We start from the raw sequence: 15,940 nt of genomic DNA on the forward strand, positions 1-15,940 counted from the left end.
GGCGGCGTAATACGGACCAATTCAAAACGCCGAGCAGACCAATTTTAACCGCCGCTTTCCCGCGGCAGCGCGTTGAACACCTGCGCCAGCGTGGCGATAAAGCGCACGATCTCGTCCGGCGTATAGGCCGAAAAACCGAGCACCAGCGCCCCGCGCTGCGGCGCGCCGGTGTAGAAATCAGCCAGGCCGTACAACCGTATTCCTCGTTCGGCCGCCGCCGCCACCAGCCGCCGCTCCGTCGCCGCATCCGCCAACGGGCAAACCAGCTGCAGCCCACCCTGCGGCAAGGCCGGGTGCGTCCAGGGCGCAAGATGGCGTTGCACCGCGTCGTACAGCACATCCAGCCGTGCCTTGTACAGCGTGCGCATATTGCGCAGATGCTCGGCGTAGCCGCCCTCATGCAGGCAGTGGAACAGCGTCATCTGCGCCAGCGCCGACGTGTAGCCGTCCTGAAACTGCCTGGCGGCGACCAATGGCCGCACCAGCTGCGGCGGCGCAATCATGAAGCCGATGCGCAGCCCCGGAAACAGCGTCTTGCTGAAGGTGCCGATGTACAGCGTGCGCCCGCCGCTGTCCAGCCCCTGCAGCGCCGCCTTGGTTTGTCGATCGTAGTTGAACTCGGCGTCGTAATCGTCTTCGATGATCCAGGCCCGCCGACGCTGGGCCCACTGCAACAGCGCCAGACGCCGCTCGAGGCTCAGCGAATACCCCAGCGGGTAGTGATGGGACGGCGTGATGTAAACGCCCCGCCCGCCGCCCGTGGCGTGCATCAGTTGCCCGACGTCCATCCCCTGCTCATCGATGCCGATCGGCCGCGCCTGCAGCCCCGCCGACTGCACCAGCTTTTTCGCCCCCTGGTAGCCCGGCTCTTCGACGAATACCGCATCGCCGGGATCGAACAGCACCTGGGTGCACAGCGCCAGCGCCTGCTGAGAGCTGGTGACCACGATCACCTGCTCCGCCGACGCCTTGACGCCCCGCTCCCGCTGCAAATAGTGCGCGATCGCCGCGCGCAGTTCCGGCAAGCCCTGCGGATCGGCATACCCCAACAGCCGCTCGCCGTGGCGCCGCAGCGCCTGCTTTTCCCACTGCAGCCATGAATCGATGGGAAACGCCCGCAGATCCGCCAGCGAGGGCGTCAGCGAAGCCTGGCGGCTGGTGTGCGGCGTATGGCTGACCGCCAGCAACGCCCGGCCGCGATCGCTTAATTCGCGTTCCGCCAGCCGCGCCTCTTGGCCTGCCTGCGTCGCCAGCAGTTCACGGCCGAGCAGCGTATCGCAGCGATAACGCACAAAGCTGCCGCTCCCCACCGTTCGGCTGATAAACCCCTCCGCCTCCAGCCGCGCGTAGGTCTGTTCCACCGTGTCACGCGCCACCGTCAACCGGGCCGCCAACGCGCGGCTCGGCGGCAGCTTCGCCCGCCACGGCAGTTCCCCGGCGGTGATGAGCCGCAACAGGGCCTGATGCAGCGCCGAACGTCGGGTCAGCCCCTGCTGACGCTGCTGGGTGAAGGCTGCCAGGATTGCCGCGTCGTCCGCGTGTCGTGGGGTATCACTCATGGGCAGTCTGTTTCTCCGAACCTGGGGCGATAGCACACTACTCTACCTCATTTCGCCCAGCGGCGGCGGCAGTTGCGCTGCCCGGCGAAATCCCCTTAAATAAGCCATCGCATTGCGGCTACAGGACTTCCGTCAGCTATGAGCAAGGAGATCAACCAGCGTCTGCTGGAAAAACTGCTGCAGGATCTGGCCAGCGCGGGCGCGATGCCGTTATATCTGCGCTTTAACGCCTCGGTGCGCCAGGCTATCGAGCAAGGATTACTGAACGCGGGGGATTTCCTGCCCAGCGAGCGCCTGTTTACCGAACAGCTTGGCATCTCGCGCATCACGGTGCGCAAAGCGCTGGCCTGCCTTGAGCAAGACGGCATCATCGGCCGTTCACGCGGCTACGGCACCTTTATCCAGCCGCAACGGCCCGCGCCGAAGCTGCGCTATTCATTAGCGGACATCAAAGGGTTCTCGCGCGAGGCGACGCAACAGGGGCGTCAGCCGGATACGCAATGGATCAGCCGCGAGCGGGTGCCGGCCAGCGCCGAACTGGCGGAAAAACTCCGGCTGGCGGTTGGAGCGCCGATCTACCAACTCAAGCGCATTCACTTTATCGATCGGCGGCCGATGTCGGTGGCGGTGTCCTACGTGGTGGCGGCGGCGATTGCCAACGTCGACGAGATTGGCATCTCGCTGTACGACTACTTCCGGCGCAACAATGTGGAGATGGGCTCGCTGCGCAGCCAGGTCAGCGCGGCGATGGCCGACGACGACATCCGCCAGGCGCTGCAGCTATCCGAACCGATGCCGCTGCTGATCGTGCGCCAGACGTTGTTCGACCACCGCAAGAAGCCGATCGAATACAGCGAAAGCTTCTGCCGCAGCGACATGTACGAGTTTACCAGCGAAAGCTGATCCGTCACGCCTCGCCCTGCCGGCGGCGGCGAAAACGCGCGAACGCCTGGGCATACGCCTCAACGTCCAGCGGATTCACCCGCTGCAACTCCGCCAGCAGGGCAGGATCCATCGCGTCGGCGCCGTGCAGCGCGCCGCAGACAGCGGTGGCCATCGCGCCGATGGTGTCGGTATCGCCGCCCAGATTGGCGCACAGCACCGCGCAACGGGTAGGATCGGTTTGCGCCAGCTGCACCATCGCCAGCGCCGCCGGCACCGACTCGATGGTGCTCACCCCGGCGCCAATCAGTTGATATATCCGCTCAGAGGCCTGCTCGGGATCGGCGGCCTCATCCACCACCTGAAACGCCAACTCGATGCGCGCCGCCAGCGAGGGGCTGAACGTCGTCACCTGACGGCGCTGGGCATACTCCGCCACGCCTGGCAGCGCCAGGCGAATCGAGGCCCAGTCCGCACCCTCCACCGCACGCGAAACCGCCCAAGCGATCGCGACGGCACCGGCGACGGCGATGTCGGATTTGTGCGTCGGACTGGAGGCCAGCCACACCTGCTGACAGAAATCCTCCAGCGGCGCAGACGGCAGCACACAACCCAAAGGCGAAATGCGCATTGCTGCGCCATTGGTGATGCCGTTGTTTTCCAACTCGGCGATCGGCGTGCCCGCTTTCTGCTCGCTCAACGCCAGTTTGGAACTGGGGCCGAGAATGTTCTTGTTGAAGGCGTCAAAACTGTCCACCCAGCGGATCACATTGCGGGCGATCAGCGCCGGCACCACCTCACCTTCCGCTTCCCGCAGCGCATCGGCCAGCGCCAGTGCCATCGCGGTATCGTCGGTATATTGCCCGGCCTTGAAGTAACAGGCGGCCGAGTTCTCCGCCGGCCCATCGAGAAAACCGTCTATCCAGCCGAAATGGCGCTTAACCCGCTCGCGCGGCCACAGCTCGGAAGGCATGCCGAGCGCGTCGCCCAGCATCTGTCCGTAAAGTGCGCCCGCTATGCGTTCTGCCTGGGTTAACTGCTTCATCCGTCGCTCCTGAGAAAATGTGCCGTTGCCTCAATAATACCTTATTAGTACCTTTAAAGCTTATCAAGCGCCCGGCTCACACTTCCCTTTCGCGGGCAATGCCCGGCGCGTTTAAGTTGCGTTTAATGTTGCCCCGCCGCTGTTTATCCGACGTTTATCAGAGCTTGTCGATAATGTCGGCGAACAAATTGATAACGCTTATTTTAATACATTGCTTCGGCTCTCTTGCGGGCCGGGCGGGTTATACCTACCATAGCCTCAGCACTTTTTGTCAAAATGGTTCAGGTGGCCGCGTTATTCCCTGACACGCCGCAGAGCGTGTTCCCTTTTATCGCGTGGGTGACAGGATGTTCACCCGCATAGTCACAGGAGTTCGCCATGCGAGTACTGGTTGTTGAAGATAATGGTTTGCTGCGTCACCACCTTTCCGTTCAGATGCGCGAGATGGGCCATCAGGTCGACGCGGCCGAAGACGCCAAGGAAGCCGATTATTTCCTGCAGGAACACGCGCCGGATATCGCCATCGTCGATCTCGGCCTGCCGGGTGAAGACGGCCTGAGCCTGATCCGCCGCTGGCGCGCCCATCAGACCAAGCTGCCGATCCTGGTGCTGACCGCCCGCGAAAGCTGGCAGGACAAAGTGGCGGTGCTGGAAGCCGGCGCCGACGACTATGTCACCAAGCCGTTCCACCTGGAAGAGGTGATCGCCCGCATGCAGGCGCTGATGCGTCGCAACAGCGGCCTGGCTTCGCAGGTGATCGTGCTGCCGCCGTTCCAGATCGATCTGTCGCGCCGCGAACTGAGCGTCAACGATCAACAGATCAAGCTGACCGCCTTTGAATACACCATCATCGAAACCCTGATCCGCAACGCCGGCAAGGTGGTGAGCAAGGATTCGTTGATGCTGCAGCTCTACCCGGACGCCGAACTGCGTGAAAGCCACACCATCGACGTGCTGATGGGCCGCTTGCGCAAGAAAGTGCAGGCGGAATACCCGCATGAAGTGATCACCACGGTACGTGGCCAGGGCTATCGTTTTGACGCGAAGTGAACATGATGTTCAACAAGAATAAAAAACCGTTTTCGCTGCGTGCCCGCTTCCTGATGGCGACCGCCGGGGTGATCCTGGCGCTGTCGCTCTCTTACGGTTTGGTGGCGGTCGTCGGCTATATCGTCAGCTTCGACAAAACCGCCTTCCGTCTGCTGCGCGGCGAGAGCAACCTGTTCTTCAGCCTGGCGCAGTGGAAAGACAACAAACTCACCATCGCCATTCCCCCCGATCTCGATCTCAACTTCCCGACGCTGGTCTTTATCTACGACGATAAAGGCAACCTGCTGTGGAGCCAGCGCAAGGTGCCGGAGCTCGAGAAGCTGATCAACAAGGAATGGCTGGAGGAGTCCGGCTTCTACGAAATCGACACCGACACCCGCGTCAGTAGCGAAGTGCTGGGGGACAACCCCAAAGCGCAGGATCAGCTGAAGAATTACGACGATACCGATCAGAACGCGCTGACCCACTCTGTGGCGGTCAACACCTATGCCGCCACGCCTCGCCTGCCGGCGCTGACCATCGTGGTGGTTGACAGCATTCCGCAGGAGCTGCAGCGATCCGACGTGGTGTGGGAGTGGTTCAGCTACGTGCTGTTGGCCAACCTGCTGCTGGTGGTGCCGCTGCTGTGGCTGGCGGCCTACTGGAGCCTGCGGCCGATCAAGGCGCTGGTCAATCAGGTGGGCGAACTGGAGAACGGCGAGCGCGATCAGCTGGATGAGAACCCGCCCAGCGAACTGCGCGGGCTGGTGCGTAATCTGAACATTCTGGTGCGTAACGAGCGCCAGCGCTACACCAAATATCGCACCACCCTGTCGGATCTGACCCACAGCCTGAAAACGCCGCTGGCGGTGCTGCAAAGCACCCTGCGCTCGCTGCGCAGCGGCAAGCAGACCACCATCGAAGAAGCCGAGCCGATCATGCTGGATCAGATCGGGCGCATCTCGCAGCAGATCGGTTACTACCTGCACCGGGCCAGCATCAACTCCGGCCAAACGGTGTTGACGCGCGAGATCCACTCGGTGCCGGCGCTGCTCGACAGCCTGGTGGTGGCGCTGAACAAGGTTTACCAGCGCAAAGGGGTGGTGATCACGCTGGACATCTCGCCGGAAGTGACCTTTATGGGCGAGAAGAACGACTTTATGGAAGTGATGGGCAACGTGTTGGAAAACGCCTGCAAATACTGCCTGGAGTTCGTTGAGATCACCTCGCTGCACTCAGAGAAAAATCTCATCCTCGTCATCGACGACGACGGCCCGGGCATCCCGGAAAGCAAGCGCCAGCTGATCTTCCAGCGCGGCCAGCGGGTGGACACCCTGCGCCCCGGCCAGGGCCTTGGCCTGTCGGTGGCGGCGGAGATCATCGAGCAATACGACGGCGAAATCGTCATCAGCGACAGCCCGCTCGGCGGCGCGCGCATGCAGGTCACTTTCGCCCGCCAGCACGATACCCACCACAACGAATAAATTATGCCGCTGCGGCCCCGATCCACGGGGCCAAACTTCCGTTATAATCGCACTCAGGCTCACTCCCCTATCCTGGAATAGAACATGGATTATCAATTAGATCTGGACTGGAACGATTTTTTGCAACGTTATTGGCAAAAGCGTCCGGTGATTCTGAAGCGCGGCTTCAAAAACTTTATCGATCCGATCTCCCCGGATGAGCTGGCCGGGTTGGCGATGGAAAACGAAGTGGACAGCCGCCTGGTCAGCCACCAGGACGGCCGTTGGCAGGTTGCGCACGGCCCCTTCGAGAGCTTCGACCACCTGAGCGAAAACAACTGGTCGCTGCTGGTGCAGGCGGTGGATCACTGGCATGAGCCTTCGGCGGCGCTGATGCGCCCGTTCCGCCAACTGCCGGACTGGCGGATGGATGACCTGATGATCTCCTTCTCTGTGCCGGGCGGCGGCGTCGGCCCGCACCTCGATCAGTACGACGTGTTCATCATTCAGGGCACCGGCCGCCGCCGCTGGCGAGTCGGGGAAAAAACGCCGCTGAAACAGCACTGCCCGCACCCGGATCTGCTGCAGGTCGAGCCGTTCGACGCCATCATCGACGAAGAGATGGAACCGGGCGACATTCTCTACATTCCGCCGGGCTTCCCGCATGAAGGCTACGCGCTGGAAAACGCGCTCAACTACTCGGTGGGCTTCCGCGCGCCGAACGGCCGCGAGCTGGTGAGCGGCTTCGCCGACTACGTGCTGGCGCGCGAGCTCGGCAGCAAACGCTACGGCGATCCGGACGTTAAACTGCGCGAACACCCGGCGGAGATCCTGCCGCAGGAAGTGGACGCCTTACGGCAGATGATGCTGGATCTGGTGCAACAGCCGGAGCACTTCCAGCACTGGTTCGGCGAGTTTATCTCCCAGTCGCGCCACGAGCTGGATCTGGCGCCGCCGGAGCCGCCGTATCAGGCCGGGGAAATCTATGAACTGCTGCAACAGGGTGAAGCGCTGCAGCGCCTGGGCGGGTTGCGCGTGCTGCGCGTCGGCGATCGCTGCTTCGTCAACGGCGAGCTGATCGACACCGACCAGCTGCAGGCCGCAGACGCCCTGTGCCAGCACTTCAGCGTCGACGCCGCCCTGCTCGGCGACGCGGTGGACGATCCGTCATTCCTGGCGCTGCTGACCGCGCTGGTCAACAGCGGCTATTGGTACTTTAACGACTGATTGCCGTCACGCGCACAAGCCACCCTGCCGGGTGGCTTTTTTATGCCTGCCGCGCCTGCGCGCGAAAGCCGGCCAGCGCTTCATCCGCCATGCCCGCCTGCTCCGCCGCCGCGCAAATCTGCCGCCAGGTATTAGCGTCTATCGGTATGCCCTGCTCCAGCCGCGCCGCGCGGTTGGCCTCCTCCCATTCGCCCGGCACCGCGATCGGCTGTTCACCGCTCGGCGGCGACGCCTTCACCCAGCCGATGAACGCTTCGGCCTCGGCCTGCATTTGCGGGGCGTCGAAGGCCTGAGGATCGAGGATCAGGGTCGTCATGCAGTTGAAGATGGCGTCGCTGTCGGCTTTCAGCGTGGCGTCGTGGGTGGTGCGGCCGCCGGAGAGCGCGCCGCCGAGGATCTCGCACATCGCCGCCAGCGCATAGCCTTTGTGCAAGCCGAACGGCAACAGTGACCCGAAGGGCGCTTCGTGCATCACCTTCGGTTCGGTAGTCGGTTGCCCGTGTTCGTCGATCAGATAGCCCGCCGCCACCGACAAGCCTTTGTTATAGGCCACCCGAGTCTTGCCGAAGGCGATGCCGCTGGTGGCGAAATCCAACAGCAGCGGCGTGCGGCCCGGCCGCGGGAAAATGGCGCAGAACGGATTGGTGCCGAAGCGGCGATCGCTGCCGCCGAACGGCGCCACCATCGGATCGCCCACCACGTTGACGAAGTGAATCGAGATAAAACCGGCGCGGGCGCACTGCTCCGCCCAATGGCCGATGCGGCCGATATGGTGCGCGTTGTGCAGCGCCACCGCCGCCAGGCCCAGCTTGCCGGCGCGTTCAATGCCCAGCGCCATCGCTTCGCTGGCCACCACCTGACCGAAGCCGCGCGCGCCGTCGAGCGTCAGCACCGCGCCGGCGTCGCGCACCACCTCGGCATGTTGATTAAGCTGCAATTGCCCCTGCGCCAACGATGCCATGTAACTGGGGATCATGCCGACGCCGTGCGAGTCGTGCCCGGCCAGATTGGCCTGCACCAGATGATCGGCCACCAGCTCGGCTTCGCGTGCCGTGCTGCCGGCCTGGCGCCAAATCGCCTGAACGAACTGCGCCAAATGTGGGCTGGCGATACGGTATTCGGTGCTCATCATGCGGTCCTTATGCGTAGGGATGAACCTCCACACTATGAGCAACGCCTTGTTTCGGCAAGCGATTATGCCGATCGCAAGCGTCCCGTTTTACCGCGCCCGCTCGGCGGCCAGCGCCGCGATGCGCATAATTACCGCCACCGCTTGCTCCATGCCCTCCAGCGTCACGAATTCGTGCTTGCCGTGGTAGTTGTAGCCGCCGGTGAACAGGTTCGGGCACGGCAGGCCGCGGAACGACAGCTGCGCGCCGTCGGTGCCGCCGCGGATCGGCTTCATCACCGGTTCGATGTCGCAGTCGCGCATCGCCTGCTGCGCCAGCGCAATCACGTGCGGGTGCTCCGCCACCTGTTCGCGCATGTTGTAATAACTGTCTTCGATGCTCACTTCGATATAGCAATCGCGCGGCAAGCCTTTGCCGACCTCACGGGCGATGTCCACCATTTTGCGTTTGCGCGCCTCAAACCCCTCACGCTCGAAGTCGCGCAGGATATAGTGCATTTCGGCGCGCTCTACGCTGCCCTTGATGCTGCTGAGGTGATAAAAGCCCTGGTAGCCTTCGGTGGTCTCCGGCGCTTCGTCCGCCGGCAGCGCCTGATGAATGCGGGTGGCCAGCGACAGCGCGTTGACCATCACCCCCTTGGCGCTGCCGGGGTGCACGCTGTTGCCGAGGATTTTGATCGTCACCGAGGCGGCGTTGAAGTTTTCGCACTCCAGCTCGCCGACGCCGCCGCCGTCCACCGTGTAGGCCCATTCGGCATTGAAGGCCGCCACGTCGAACAGCTGCGCCCCCTTGCCCACCTCCTCGTCCGGGGTGAAGGCCACGCGGATGTCGCCGTGCGGGATTTTGCGCGCGCGTAGGCGCACCATGGCGGTGAGGATCTCGGCGATGCCCGCCTTGTCGTCGGCGCCCAGCAGCGTCTTGCCGTCGGTGGTGATCAGGGTCTGCCCCAGCATCTGGTGCAGGATCGGGAACATCACCGGCGACAGCACTTCATCACCGATGCCGAGCGCAATGTCGCCGCCGCGATAGTTCTCGACGATCTGCGGATTGACATGTTTGCCGCTGAAATCCGGTGAAGTATCCAGATGGGCGATGAAACCGACCGCAGGCACCGGCCAGGCGACGTTACCCGGCCAGGTGCCCATCACGCAGCCGTGTTCGCTGAGCGACACCCGCTCGAAGCCGAGCGCGATCATTTCCTGCTGCAACGCACGCGCCAGCTTCAACTGCCCGTCGGTGCTCGGCACATGCTTTACGTTCGCTTTGGACTGGGTGTCGAAAGAGACGTAGTTGAAAAAGCGGTCAAGTAATTTGTCCATGGTAGCGGCCCCTCAGAATATCGCGTTTCATTATGCGGAACCGATCAGGATCAAATATTGCGTCAGGTCATTTTTAACCAGAATTCGCCAATATCATTAATCTTTGTGATGATTTCTGAGGGGAATAATGCTGTCATCACAGGGTCATTTGTCGCTATCATGATGAAAAACGCGGCATCTGGGCCGGATCGGCTTTCAATTCCGGCATTCAGCGTCTATCATGCGCGCTCGAAAAATTTCCATTGGCGTAACTGGTTTGAGCTTCTTTTGAATCGCGGGCATTCCCGCAAGCTCCGGCAGTCTTTTCCAGTTGCGGTTCTATCTGCATTAGCCCACGGGATAGAGTAATACGATAAATGACTGAGACATCCTCTCCGACTCCCCTTGTTGAACTGCATGCCCTGAGCAAAGCGTTCGATGGCAAAACCATCATTGCCGATCTGGATCTGACGATTAACCACGGCGAATTCCTCACTATTCTCGGCCCCTCCGGCTGTGGCAAAACCACGGTGCTGCGCCTGATCGCCGGTCTAGAAGACGCCGATTTGGGCCGCATCGTGCTCGACGGCCAGGACATCACCGCCATTCCGGCCGAACATCGCCACGTCAACACCGTGTTTCAAAGCTACGCCCTGTTTCCGCACATGTCGGTGTTCGACAACGTTGCCTTCGGCCTGCGCATGCAAAAGGTGCCGGCGGCGGAACTGACGCCGCGCGTGGAAGAGGCGCTGCGCATGGTGCAGCTGGATGCGTTCGCCAAGCGGCGGTCGGGGCAGCTCTCCGGCGGCCAACAGCAGCGCGTGGCCATCGCCCGCGCGGTGGTCAACAAACCGAAGGTGCTGCTGCTGGACGAATCGCTGTCGGCGCTGGACTACAAGCTGCGCAAGCAGATGCAGAACGAACTGAAAGCGCTGCAGCGCAAACTGGGCATCACCTTCGTGTTCGTCACCCACGATCAGGAAGAAGCGCTGACCATGTCGGATCGCATCGTGGTGATGCGCGAAGGCCGCATCGAGCAGGACGGCACGCCGCGTGAGATCTACGAAGAGCCGAAGAACCTGTTCGTCGCCAGCTTCATCGGCGAGATCAACATCTTCGACGCGGTGGTTTTGCAACGCCTCGATCCGCAGCGGGTGCGCGCCAACGTCGAGGGCCGCGAGTGCGACATCTACGCCGATCTGCCGGTGGAGCCGGGCCAAAAGCTGAAGGTGCTGCTGCGCCCGGAAGATCTGCGGGTGGAAGAAGTGAACGACAGCGCGCAGCACGACGGGCTGATCGGTTACGTGCGTGAGCGCAACTACAAAGGCATGACGCTGGAGTCGGTGGTCGAGCTGGAGAATGGCAAAACGGTGATGGTCAGCGAGTTCTTCAACGAAGACGATCCGGACGTCGATCACTCGCTCAATCAGAAGATGGCGGTGACCTGGGTCGAAAGCTGGGAGGTGGTGCTGGCCGATGAAGAAATCGCGTAAAGTCTTTCAGAATGTGGTGATCGTCGGCGTCGTCGCCTGGCTGCTGCTGTTCGTGTTCATGCCGAACCTGATGATCATCGGCGCCAGCTTCCTGACCCGCGACGACGCCAACCTGGTGCAGATGGTGTTCACGCTGGATAACTACCGGCGTTTGTTCGATCCGTTGTACGCCCAGGTGCTGCTGCACTCGCTGAACATGGCGCTGATCGCCACCCTGTGCTGCCTGGCGATCGGCTATCCGTTCGCCTTTATCCTGGCGCGCTTGCCGCAGAAGGTGCGGCCGCTGCTGCTGTTTCTGCTGATCGTGCCCTTCTGGACCAACTCGCTGATCCGCATCTACGGCCTGAAGCTGTTTCTCAGCACCCGCGGCTATCTCAACGACGCGCTGCTGTGGATCGGCGTCATCGACAAGCCGCTGCGCATCATGTACACCTCGGAAGCGGTCGTCCTCGGCCTGGTGTATATCCTGCTGCCGTTTATGGTGATGCCGCTCTACTCCAGCATCGAAAAGCTCGATAAATCCTGCCTGGAGGCGGCGCGCGATCTCGGCGCCAGCAAGCTGCAGACCTTTATCCGCATCATCGTGCCGCTGACCATGCCGGGCATTATCGCCGGCTGCCTGCTGGTGGTGCTGCCGGCGATGGGGCTGTTCTTCGTCGCCGATCTGATGGGCGGCGCCAAAAACCTGCTGATCGGCAACGTGATTAAAAGCCAGTTCCTCAATATCCGCGACTGGCCGTTCGGCGCGGCCACCAGCATCTGCCTGACGCTGGTGATGGGGCTGTTGCTGCTGGTCTATTACCGAGCCGCACGCCTGCTGAACAAGAAGGAGGATCTGGCATGATCGGACGTCTGCTGCGCGGCGGCTTTATGACGCTGGTATACGCCTATCTGTATATCCCGATCGTCATCCTGATCGTCAACTCCTTCAACGCCTCGCGCTTCGGCATCAACTGGCAAGGGTTTACCGCCAAGTGGTACAGCACGCTGCTCAACAACGACAGCCTGTTGCAGGCCGCGGGCCACTCGCTGACCATGGCGGTGCTCTCCGCCACCTTCGCCACGCTGATCGGCTCGCTGACTGCGGTGGCGCTGTACCGTTACCGCTTCCGCGGCAAACCGTTTGTCGGCGGCATGCTGTTTGTGGTGATGATGTCGCCGGACATCGTGATGGCTATCTCGCTGCTGGTGCTGTTCATGCTGCTGGGCATTTCGCTCGGCTTCTGGTCGCTGCTGTTCTCGCACATCACCTTCTGCCTGCCGTTCGTGGTGGTGACCGTCTACGCGCGCCTGAAAGGCTTCGACGTGAAGATGCTGGAAGCCGCGCGCGATCTCGGCGCAAGCGAGTTCACCATCCTGCGCAAAATCATCCTGCCGCTGGCGATGCCGGCGGTGGCGGCCGGTTGGCTGCTGAGCTTCACCCTGTCGATGGACGACGTGGTCGTCTCCTCCTTCGTCACCGGGCCGAGCTACGAAATTTTGCCGCTGAAGATCTACTCGATGGTGAAAGTCGGCGTCTCGCCGGAGGTCAATGCGCTGGCCACCATTTTGCTGCTGCTGTCGCTGGTGCTGGTGATCGCCAGCCAGTGGGTGATGCGCGATCGCGCGCCCAAGGCAGAATAATCCTTCCCGCCGGGCGCCGCAGCGCCCGGTTGTGATCCCCTTCACAACCGGCACCGGTTGTCACTCTCTGACCATCGGTGCCTATTTCCGCCCCGCCGATTGCAGCGGCGAAAACTTCCCCCTATAACTGAATCCAGGCAAGGTGCCTTATTTTTTCTCGCTTCCAGGGAGTTTATTCAGCAACGTCGTCATCCATTAAAATATAAAAAGGAACTGCCATGAAAGGTATTATCGATAATATCTTAAATAAGCTGCAGCTTTTCTCCAAAGCCATGATGGGGCCGATATTTTTCCTGCCGGTAATCGGTCTGATTCTGGCGCTCAGTTCTATTCTTACCAATGCCACATTAATCAATGAACATTCCGCCATCTTCTCTATCGGTAAAATGATCGGCGATACCTTCTGGCCGTTATTCGGCAATCTCGGGCTGATTTTCTGTATCGGTATTACCTACGGCCTGGCCAAAGACAAGAAAAGCGAAGCGGCGCTGGTCGCGGTGATGTGCTTTATCATGTTCCTCGGCGCCAATTCTTCTTATCTGCAATTCAGCGGCCACGTCGCGGCCAAGATCAACGGTGAGTATTATGGGACCGGGCAGACGGAGTTGCTGGGTTTTACCGTGGTGGATATGGGCATTTTCCTCGGTCTTATCCTCGGCGTCACCATCGCCTGGGTGCATAACCGCCTGTGCAACGTCGAACTCAACGGCGTGTTCTCGGTCTACGGCGGCGCCAAGCTGGTGCTGATTGCCATGACGCCGATCATCATGCTGTACGCCGTCGCCTTCAGCTACCTATGGCCGGCGATTTCACAGGGCCTGATCGCGCTGACCGGCTTTATGAAAAGCGCCGGCTCGCTCGGGGTATTCGTCTACGGCTTCTTTGAGAAATTCCTGATCCCCACCGGGCTGCACCACTTTATCTGGTCGCCGTTCCAGCTCACCAGCATCGGCGGTTCGATCGTGCAGGACGGCCAGACCGTCTCCGGTTCGCAGGCGATTTTCCTGGCCTACATGCGCGACCCGAGCATCTCGCCGCTGATGAACGAGGCGCTGCGCTTCTCGCAGCAAGGGATGGTGACCATCTTCGGCCTGTCGGGCGCGGCATTGGCTTTCTATCACACCGCCAAGCCGGAAAAGAAAATGCTGGCCAAGGCGATTCTAATCCCCGCCATCACCACCTCGATCCTGGTCGGCATCACCGAGCCGATAGAGTTCACCTTCCTGTTTATCTCTCCGCTGCTGTGGGTGATCCACGCCGTGTTGACCGCGTTGTCGCAGGTGGCCTGCAACCTGTTGCAGGTGCGCCCCTGGGGGGCCAGCGGGCTGGTCGAGTTCCTGGCCTACAACCTGCCGCTGCCGGTTTCCCTCACCCGCTGGCCGCTGTATGTGGTCATCGGCCTGGTGCAGTTTGCGGTGTATTACCTGGTGTTCAAAACGCTGGTGCTGAAGCTCAATCTGAAGACGCCGGGCCGTGAAGATGATCAGGACGTCAAACTCTATTCCAAACAGGATTACCGGAACCGCAAAAATACCCCGGACGAGCCGAGCGGCATCATTATTCGCGCGCTGGGCGGCAAGGAAAACATTATTTCCGTCGATAACTGCTTTACCCGGCTGCGGGTGGAATTAAAGGATATGGCGCGGGTGGATGAGGCCGCGTTGAAAAGCACCGGCGCCAAAGGCGTGGTAAAGAATCGCCGTGAAGTACAGGTGATTTACGGCGTCACGGTCGGCAAGGTCAAAAATCAGGTAGAGAAATATTTAGCGGCACTCTAACGCTTTATTAATGGGAGATATCGAATGAAATTAACCGTTCTCGGCGGCGGCGGCGTGCGTTCCCCGTTCCTCGCCAAGTCCATCGCCTATAACGCCCATCGCATCGGCATTACCGAAGTGGTGTTTATGGATACCGATGAGCGCCATCTGGCGATCTACGGCGCCCTCGCGCAGGGCGTATTCCAGCGCATTCGCGGCGACATTGCTTTCAGTCTCAGCAGCGATCCGCACCAGGCGCTGCAAGGCGCCGATTACATTATCACCACCCTGCGCATCGGCGGCGAGGAAGGCCGCATCCATGACGAGCGCATCGCGCTCAATCACCAGTTGCTCGGGCAAGAAACCACCGGCGCCGGCGGCTTCGCCATGGCGATGCGTTCGATTCCGGCGATCCTCGACTATTGCCGCCTGATCGAGCAGCTTTCCTCGCCGGACGCGGTCCTGTTCAACTTCACCAATCCTTCCGGCATGGTGACCGAGGCGATCATCAAATCCGGCTTCCAGCGCCGGGTCTACGGCATCTGCGACGCCCCCAGCGAGTTTATCCGCGAACTGGCCGAGCTGCTGGACTGCCGCGAAGACCAACTGAGCGTCGACTGTTTCGGCCTCAACCATCTTTCCTGGTTCCGCAATGCGCGCGTCAACGGCGAACCGGTCACGGATCGGTTGCTGGCGGATCCGCGCCTGTATCGCGACACCTGCATGAAGTACTTCTCGCCGGAGCTGGTGGCGCTGTCGGACAATTTGATGCTCAACGAGTATCTCTACTATTACTACTACCGTGAGCAGGCGATCGCCGCCATCGTCGCGGGCGGCGAGACCCGCGGCGAACAAATCGCGGCGATCAACCGCCAAATGCTGTCAGAGTTAGGCGAGCTGGACATCCCCCGTCAGTTGGAACACGCCTTCTCTGTCTATTTCTGCCATTACCTGCAGCGCGAAAACTCCTACATGCAGCGCGAGTCCAACCAGGGCAAGGTGAAAACGCGTGAGATGCTGACGCTGCAACAGTTTATCGAACAGCCGGACAGCGGCGGCTATGCCGGGGTGGCGATCGACATTCTGGAGGCGGTCAACAGCGGCCGGCAAAAACGCGTGGTGGTATCGATGCAAAACCGCGACACGCTCGATTTTCTGCACCCGGAAGACGTGATCGAAATCAGCTGCGAATTGAGCAGCGCCGGCATTCAGCCGGTCAAAATGCGCGATATTCCCGACACCCAGAAAAACCTGATTTCGCAGGTGAAAGAGTACGAACGGCTGGCGGTGGCGGCGATCCTGACCGGCAATCGCCAGCTGGCCATCAAGGCGCTGATGGTGCACCCGCTGGTCAACTCCTACTCGCTGGCGAAAACGCTGGTGGAGGAGTACCTGCAGGCTCACCGTCAGTATGCCGGGCACTGGCGCTAAATG

General features: G+C 61.3%; 14 protein-coding genes. 10 read left to right on the forward strand and 4 right to left on the reverse strand.

Annotated features, from left to right (window positions below):
• Positions 1 to 44: 44 nt before the first annotated feature.
• Entirely contained in the window at positions 45 to 1,559 is a 1,515-nt protein-coding gene (gene pdxR / locus CRO23_RS14260; RefSeq protein WP_097102309.1) for a MocR-like pyridoxine biosynthesis transcription factor PdxR, read from the reverse strand.
• Positions 1,560 to 1,697: 138 nt separating this feature from the next.
• Between pdxR and CRO23_RS14265 the strand changes: the two genes are divergently transcribed.
• Positions 1,698 to 2,462 carry a GntR family transcriptional regulator gene (locus CRO23_RS14265; RefSeq protein ID WP_016928073.1) on the forward strand — a complete coding sequence of 255 codons (765 nt, stop codon included), beginning with the start codon at positions 1,698 to 1,700 and terminating at the stop codon, positions 2,460 to 2,462.
• 4 nt (positions 2,463 to 2,466) lie between these two features.
• Here the strand turns inward: CRO23_RS14265 and CRO23_RS14270 are convergent, their stop codons facing one another.
• Positions 2,467 to 3,486 carry an ADP-ribosylglycohydrolase family protein gene (locus CRO23_RS14270; protein WP_079449340.1) on the reverse strand — a complete coding sequence of 340 codons (1,020 nt, stop codon included), beginning with the start codon at positions 3,484 to 3,486 and terminating at the stop codon, positions 2,467 to 2,469.
• Between the two features lie 378 nt (positions 3,487 to 3,864).
• Between CRO23_RS14270 and phoP the strand changes: the two genes are divergently transcribed.
• The 3 genes from phoP (at position 3,865) to CRO23_RS14285 (ending at position 7,205) form a co-directional block, all read left to right on the forward strand.
• Positions 3,865 to 4,536, forward strand: coding sequence for a two-component system response regulator PhoP (phoP, locus tag CRO23_RS14275; RefSeq protein ID WP_004941169.1), 672 nt, complete (start codon positions 3,865 to 3,867; stop codon positions 4,534 to 4,536).
• A gap of 5 nt (positions 4,537 to 4,541) precedes the next feature.
• Positions 4,542 to 5,999: a two-component system sensor histidine kinase PhoQ gene (gene phoQ / locus CRO23_RS14280; protein ID WP_028128045.1), complete on the forward strand. Its 1,458-nt coding sequence runs from the start codon at positions 4,542 to 4,544 to the stop codon at positions 5,997 to 5,999.
• A gap of 84 nt (positions 6,000 to 6,083) precedes the next feature.
• Positions 6,084 to 7,205, forward strand: a complete 1,122-nt coding sequence (locus CRO23_RS14285; protein ID WP_004941161.1) for a ribosomal protein uL16 3-hydroxylase — start codon at positions 6,084 to 6,086, stop codon at positions 7,203 to 7,205.
• Positions 7,206 to 7,245: 40 nt separating this feature from the next.
• On the opposite strand, the gene CRO23_RS14290 is transcribed toward CRO23_RS14285, so the two are convergent.
• Positions 7,246 to 8,334, reverse strand: coding sequence for a malate/lactate/ureidoglycolate dehydrogenase (locus CRO23_RS14290; protein WP_028128044.1), 1,089 nt, complete (start codon positions 8,332 to 8,334; stop codon positions 7,246 to 7,248).
• Positions 8,335 to 8,424: 90 nt separating this feature from the next.
• Positions 8,425 to 9,654: a peptidase T gene (gene pepT, locus CRO23_RS14295; RefSeq protein ID WP_004941154.1), complete on the reverse strand. Its 1,230-nt coding sequence runs from the start codon at positions 9,652 to 9,654 to the stop codon at positions 8,425 to 8,427.
• A 57-nt stretch (positions 9,655 to 9,711) separates the two neighbouring features.
• On the opposite strand from pepT, the gene CRO23_RS24930 reads away from it, so the two are divergent.
• From CRO23_RS24930 to CRO23_RS14320, 6 genes are all read left to right on the forward strand, one after another.
• Entirely contained in the window at positions 9,712 to 10,002 is a 291-nt protein-coding gene (locus CRO23_RS24930) for a hypothetical protein (RefSeq protein WP_126502237.1), read from the forward strand.
• 8 nt (positions 10,003 to 10,010) lie between these two features.
• Positions 10,011 to 11,126, forward strand: a complete 1,116-nt coding sequence (gene potA / locus CRO23_RS14300) for a spermidine/putrescine ABC transporter ATP-binding protein PotA (RefSeq protein WP_097102311.1) — start codon at positions 10,011 to 10,013, stop codon at positions 11,124 to 11,126.
• The gene (potB, locus tag CRO23_RS14305; protein ID WP_004941149.1) at positions 11,110 to 11,970 is read left to right on the forward strand and encodes a spermidine/putrescine ABC transporter permease PotB; all 861 of its coding nucleotides are present in this window, start codon (positions 11,110 to 11,112) and stop codon (positions 11,968 to 11,970) included. The genes potA and potB overlap by 17 nt, the downstream gene beginning before the upstream one ends.
• Positions 11,967 to 12,749 (forward strand): spermidine/putrescine ABC transporter permease PotC, encoded by a 783-nt coding sequence (gene potC, locus CRO23_RS14310; RefSeq protein ID WP_033640617.1) that lies wholly within the window; start codon positions 11,967 to 11,969, stop codon positions 12,747 to 12,749. Before potB ends, potC begins: the two co-directional genes overlap by 4 nt.
• Positions 12,750 to 12,967: 218 nt before the next feature.
• Positions 12,968 to 14,527, forward strand: a complete 1,560-nt coding sequence (locus CRO23_RS14315; protein WP_016928082.1) for a PTS transporter subunit EIIC — start codon at positions 12,968 to 12,970, stop codon at positions 14,525 to 14,527.
• Positions 14,528 to 14,551: 24 nt separating this feature from the next.
• Positions 14,552 to 15,937 carry a family 4 glycosyl hydrolase gene (locus tag CRO23_RS14320; protein WP_097102313.1) on the forward strand — a complete coding sequence of 462 codons (1,386 nt, stop codon included), beginning with the start codon at positions 14,552 to 14,554 and terminating at the stop codon, positions 15,935 to 15,937.
• Positions 15,938 to 15,940 lie beyond the last annotated feature (3 nt).

The sequence above is a fragment of the Serratia sp. JKS296 genome, assembly GCF_900215445.1.
GTDB classification, from domain to species: Bacteria; Pseudomonadota; Gammaproteobacteria; order Enterobacterales; family Enterobacteriaceae; genus Serratia; species Serratia marcescens.

Excerpts from the sequence above, each read along its gene's own strand:
- pdxR (WP_097102309.1), bottom strand. The coding sequence starts at position 1,559 with ATGAGTGATACCCCACGACACGCGGACGACGCGGCAATCCTGGCAGCC.
- CRO23_RS14265 (WP_016928073.1), top strand. The coding sequence starts at position 1,698 with ATGAGCAAGGAGATCAACCAGCGTCTGCTGGAAAAACTGCTGCAGGAT.
- CRO23_RS14270 (WP_079449340.1), bottom strand. The coding sequence starts at position 3,486 with ATGAAGCAGTTAACCCAGGCAGAACGCATAGCGGGCGCACTTTACGGA.
- phoP (WP_004941169.1), top strand. The coding sequence starts at position 3,865 with ATGCGAGTACTGGTTGTTGAAGATAATGGTTTGCTGCGTCACCACCTT.
- phoQ (WP_028128045.1), top strand. The coding sequence starts at position 4,542 with ATGTTCAACAAGAATAAAAAACCGTTTTCGCTGCGTGCCCGCTTCCTG.
- CRO23_RS14285 (WP_004941161.1), top strand. The coding sequence starts at position 6,084 with ATGGATTATCAATTAGATCTGGACTGGAACGATTTTTTGCAACGTTAT.
- CRO23_RS14290 (WP_028128044.1), bottom strand. The coding sequence starts at position 8,334 with ATGAGCACCGAATACCGTATCGCCAGCCCACATTTGGCGCAGTTCGTT.
- pepT (WP_004941154.1), bottom strand. The coding sequence starts at position 9,654 with ATGGACAAATTACTTGACCGCTTTTTCAACTACGTCTCTTTCGACACC.
- potA (WP_097102311.1), top strand. The coding sequence starts at position 10,011 with ATGACTGAGACATCCTCTCCGACTCCCCTTGTTGAACTGCATGCCCTG.
- potB (WP_004941149.1), top strand. The coding sequence starts at position 11,110 with ATGAAGAAATCGCGTAAAGTCTTTCAGAATGTGGTGATCGTCGGCGTC.
- potC (WP_033640617.1), top strand. The coding sequence starts at position 11,967 with ATGATCGGACGTCTGCTGCGCGGCGGCTTTATGACGCTGGTATACGCC.
- CRO23_RS14315 (WP_016928082.1), top strand. The coding sequence starts at position 12,968 with ATGAAAGGTATTATCGATAATATCTTAAATAAGCTGCAGCTTTTCTCC.
- CRO23_RS14320 (WP_097102313.1), top strand. The coding sequence starts at position 14,552 with ATGAAATTAACCGTTCTCGGCGGCGGCGGCGTGCGTTCCCCGTTCCTC.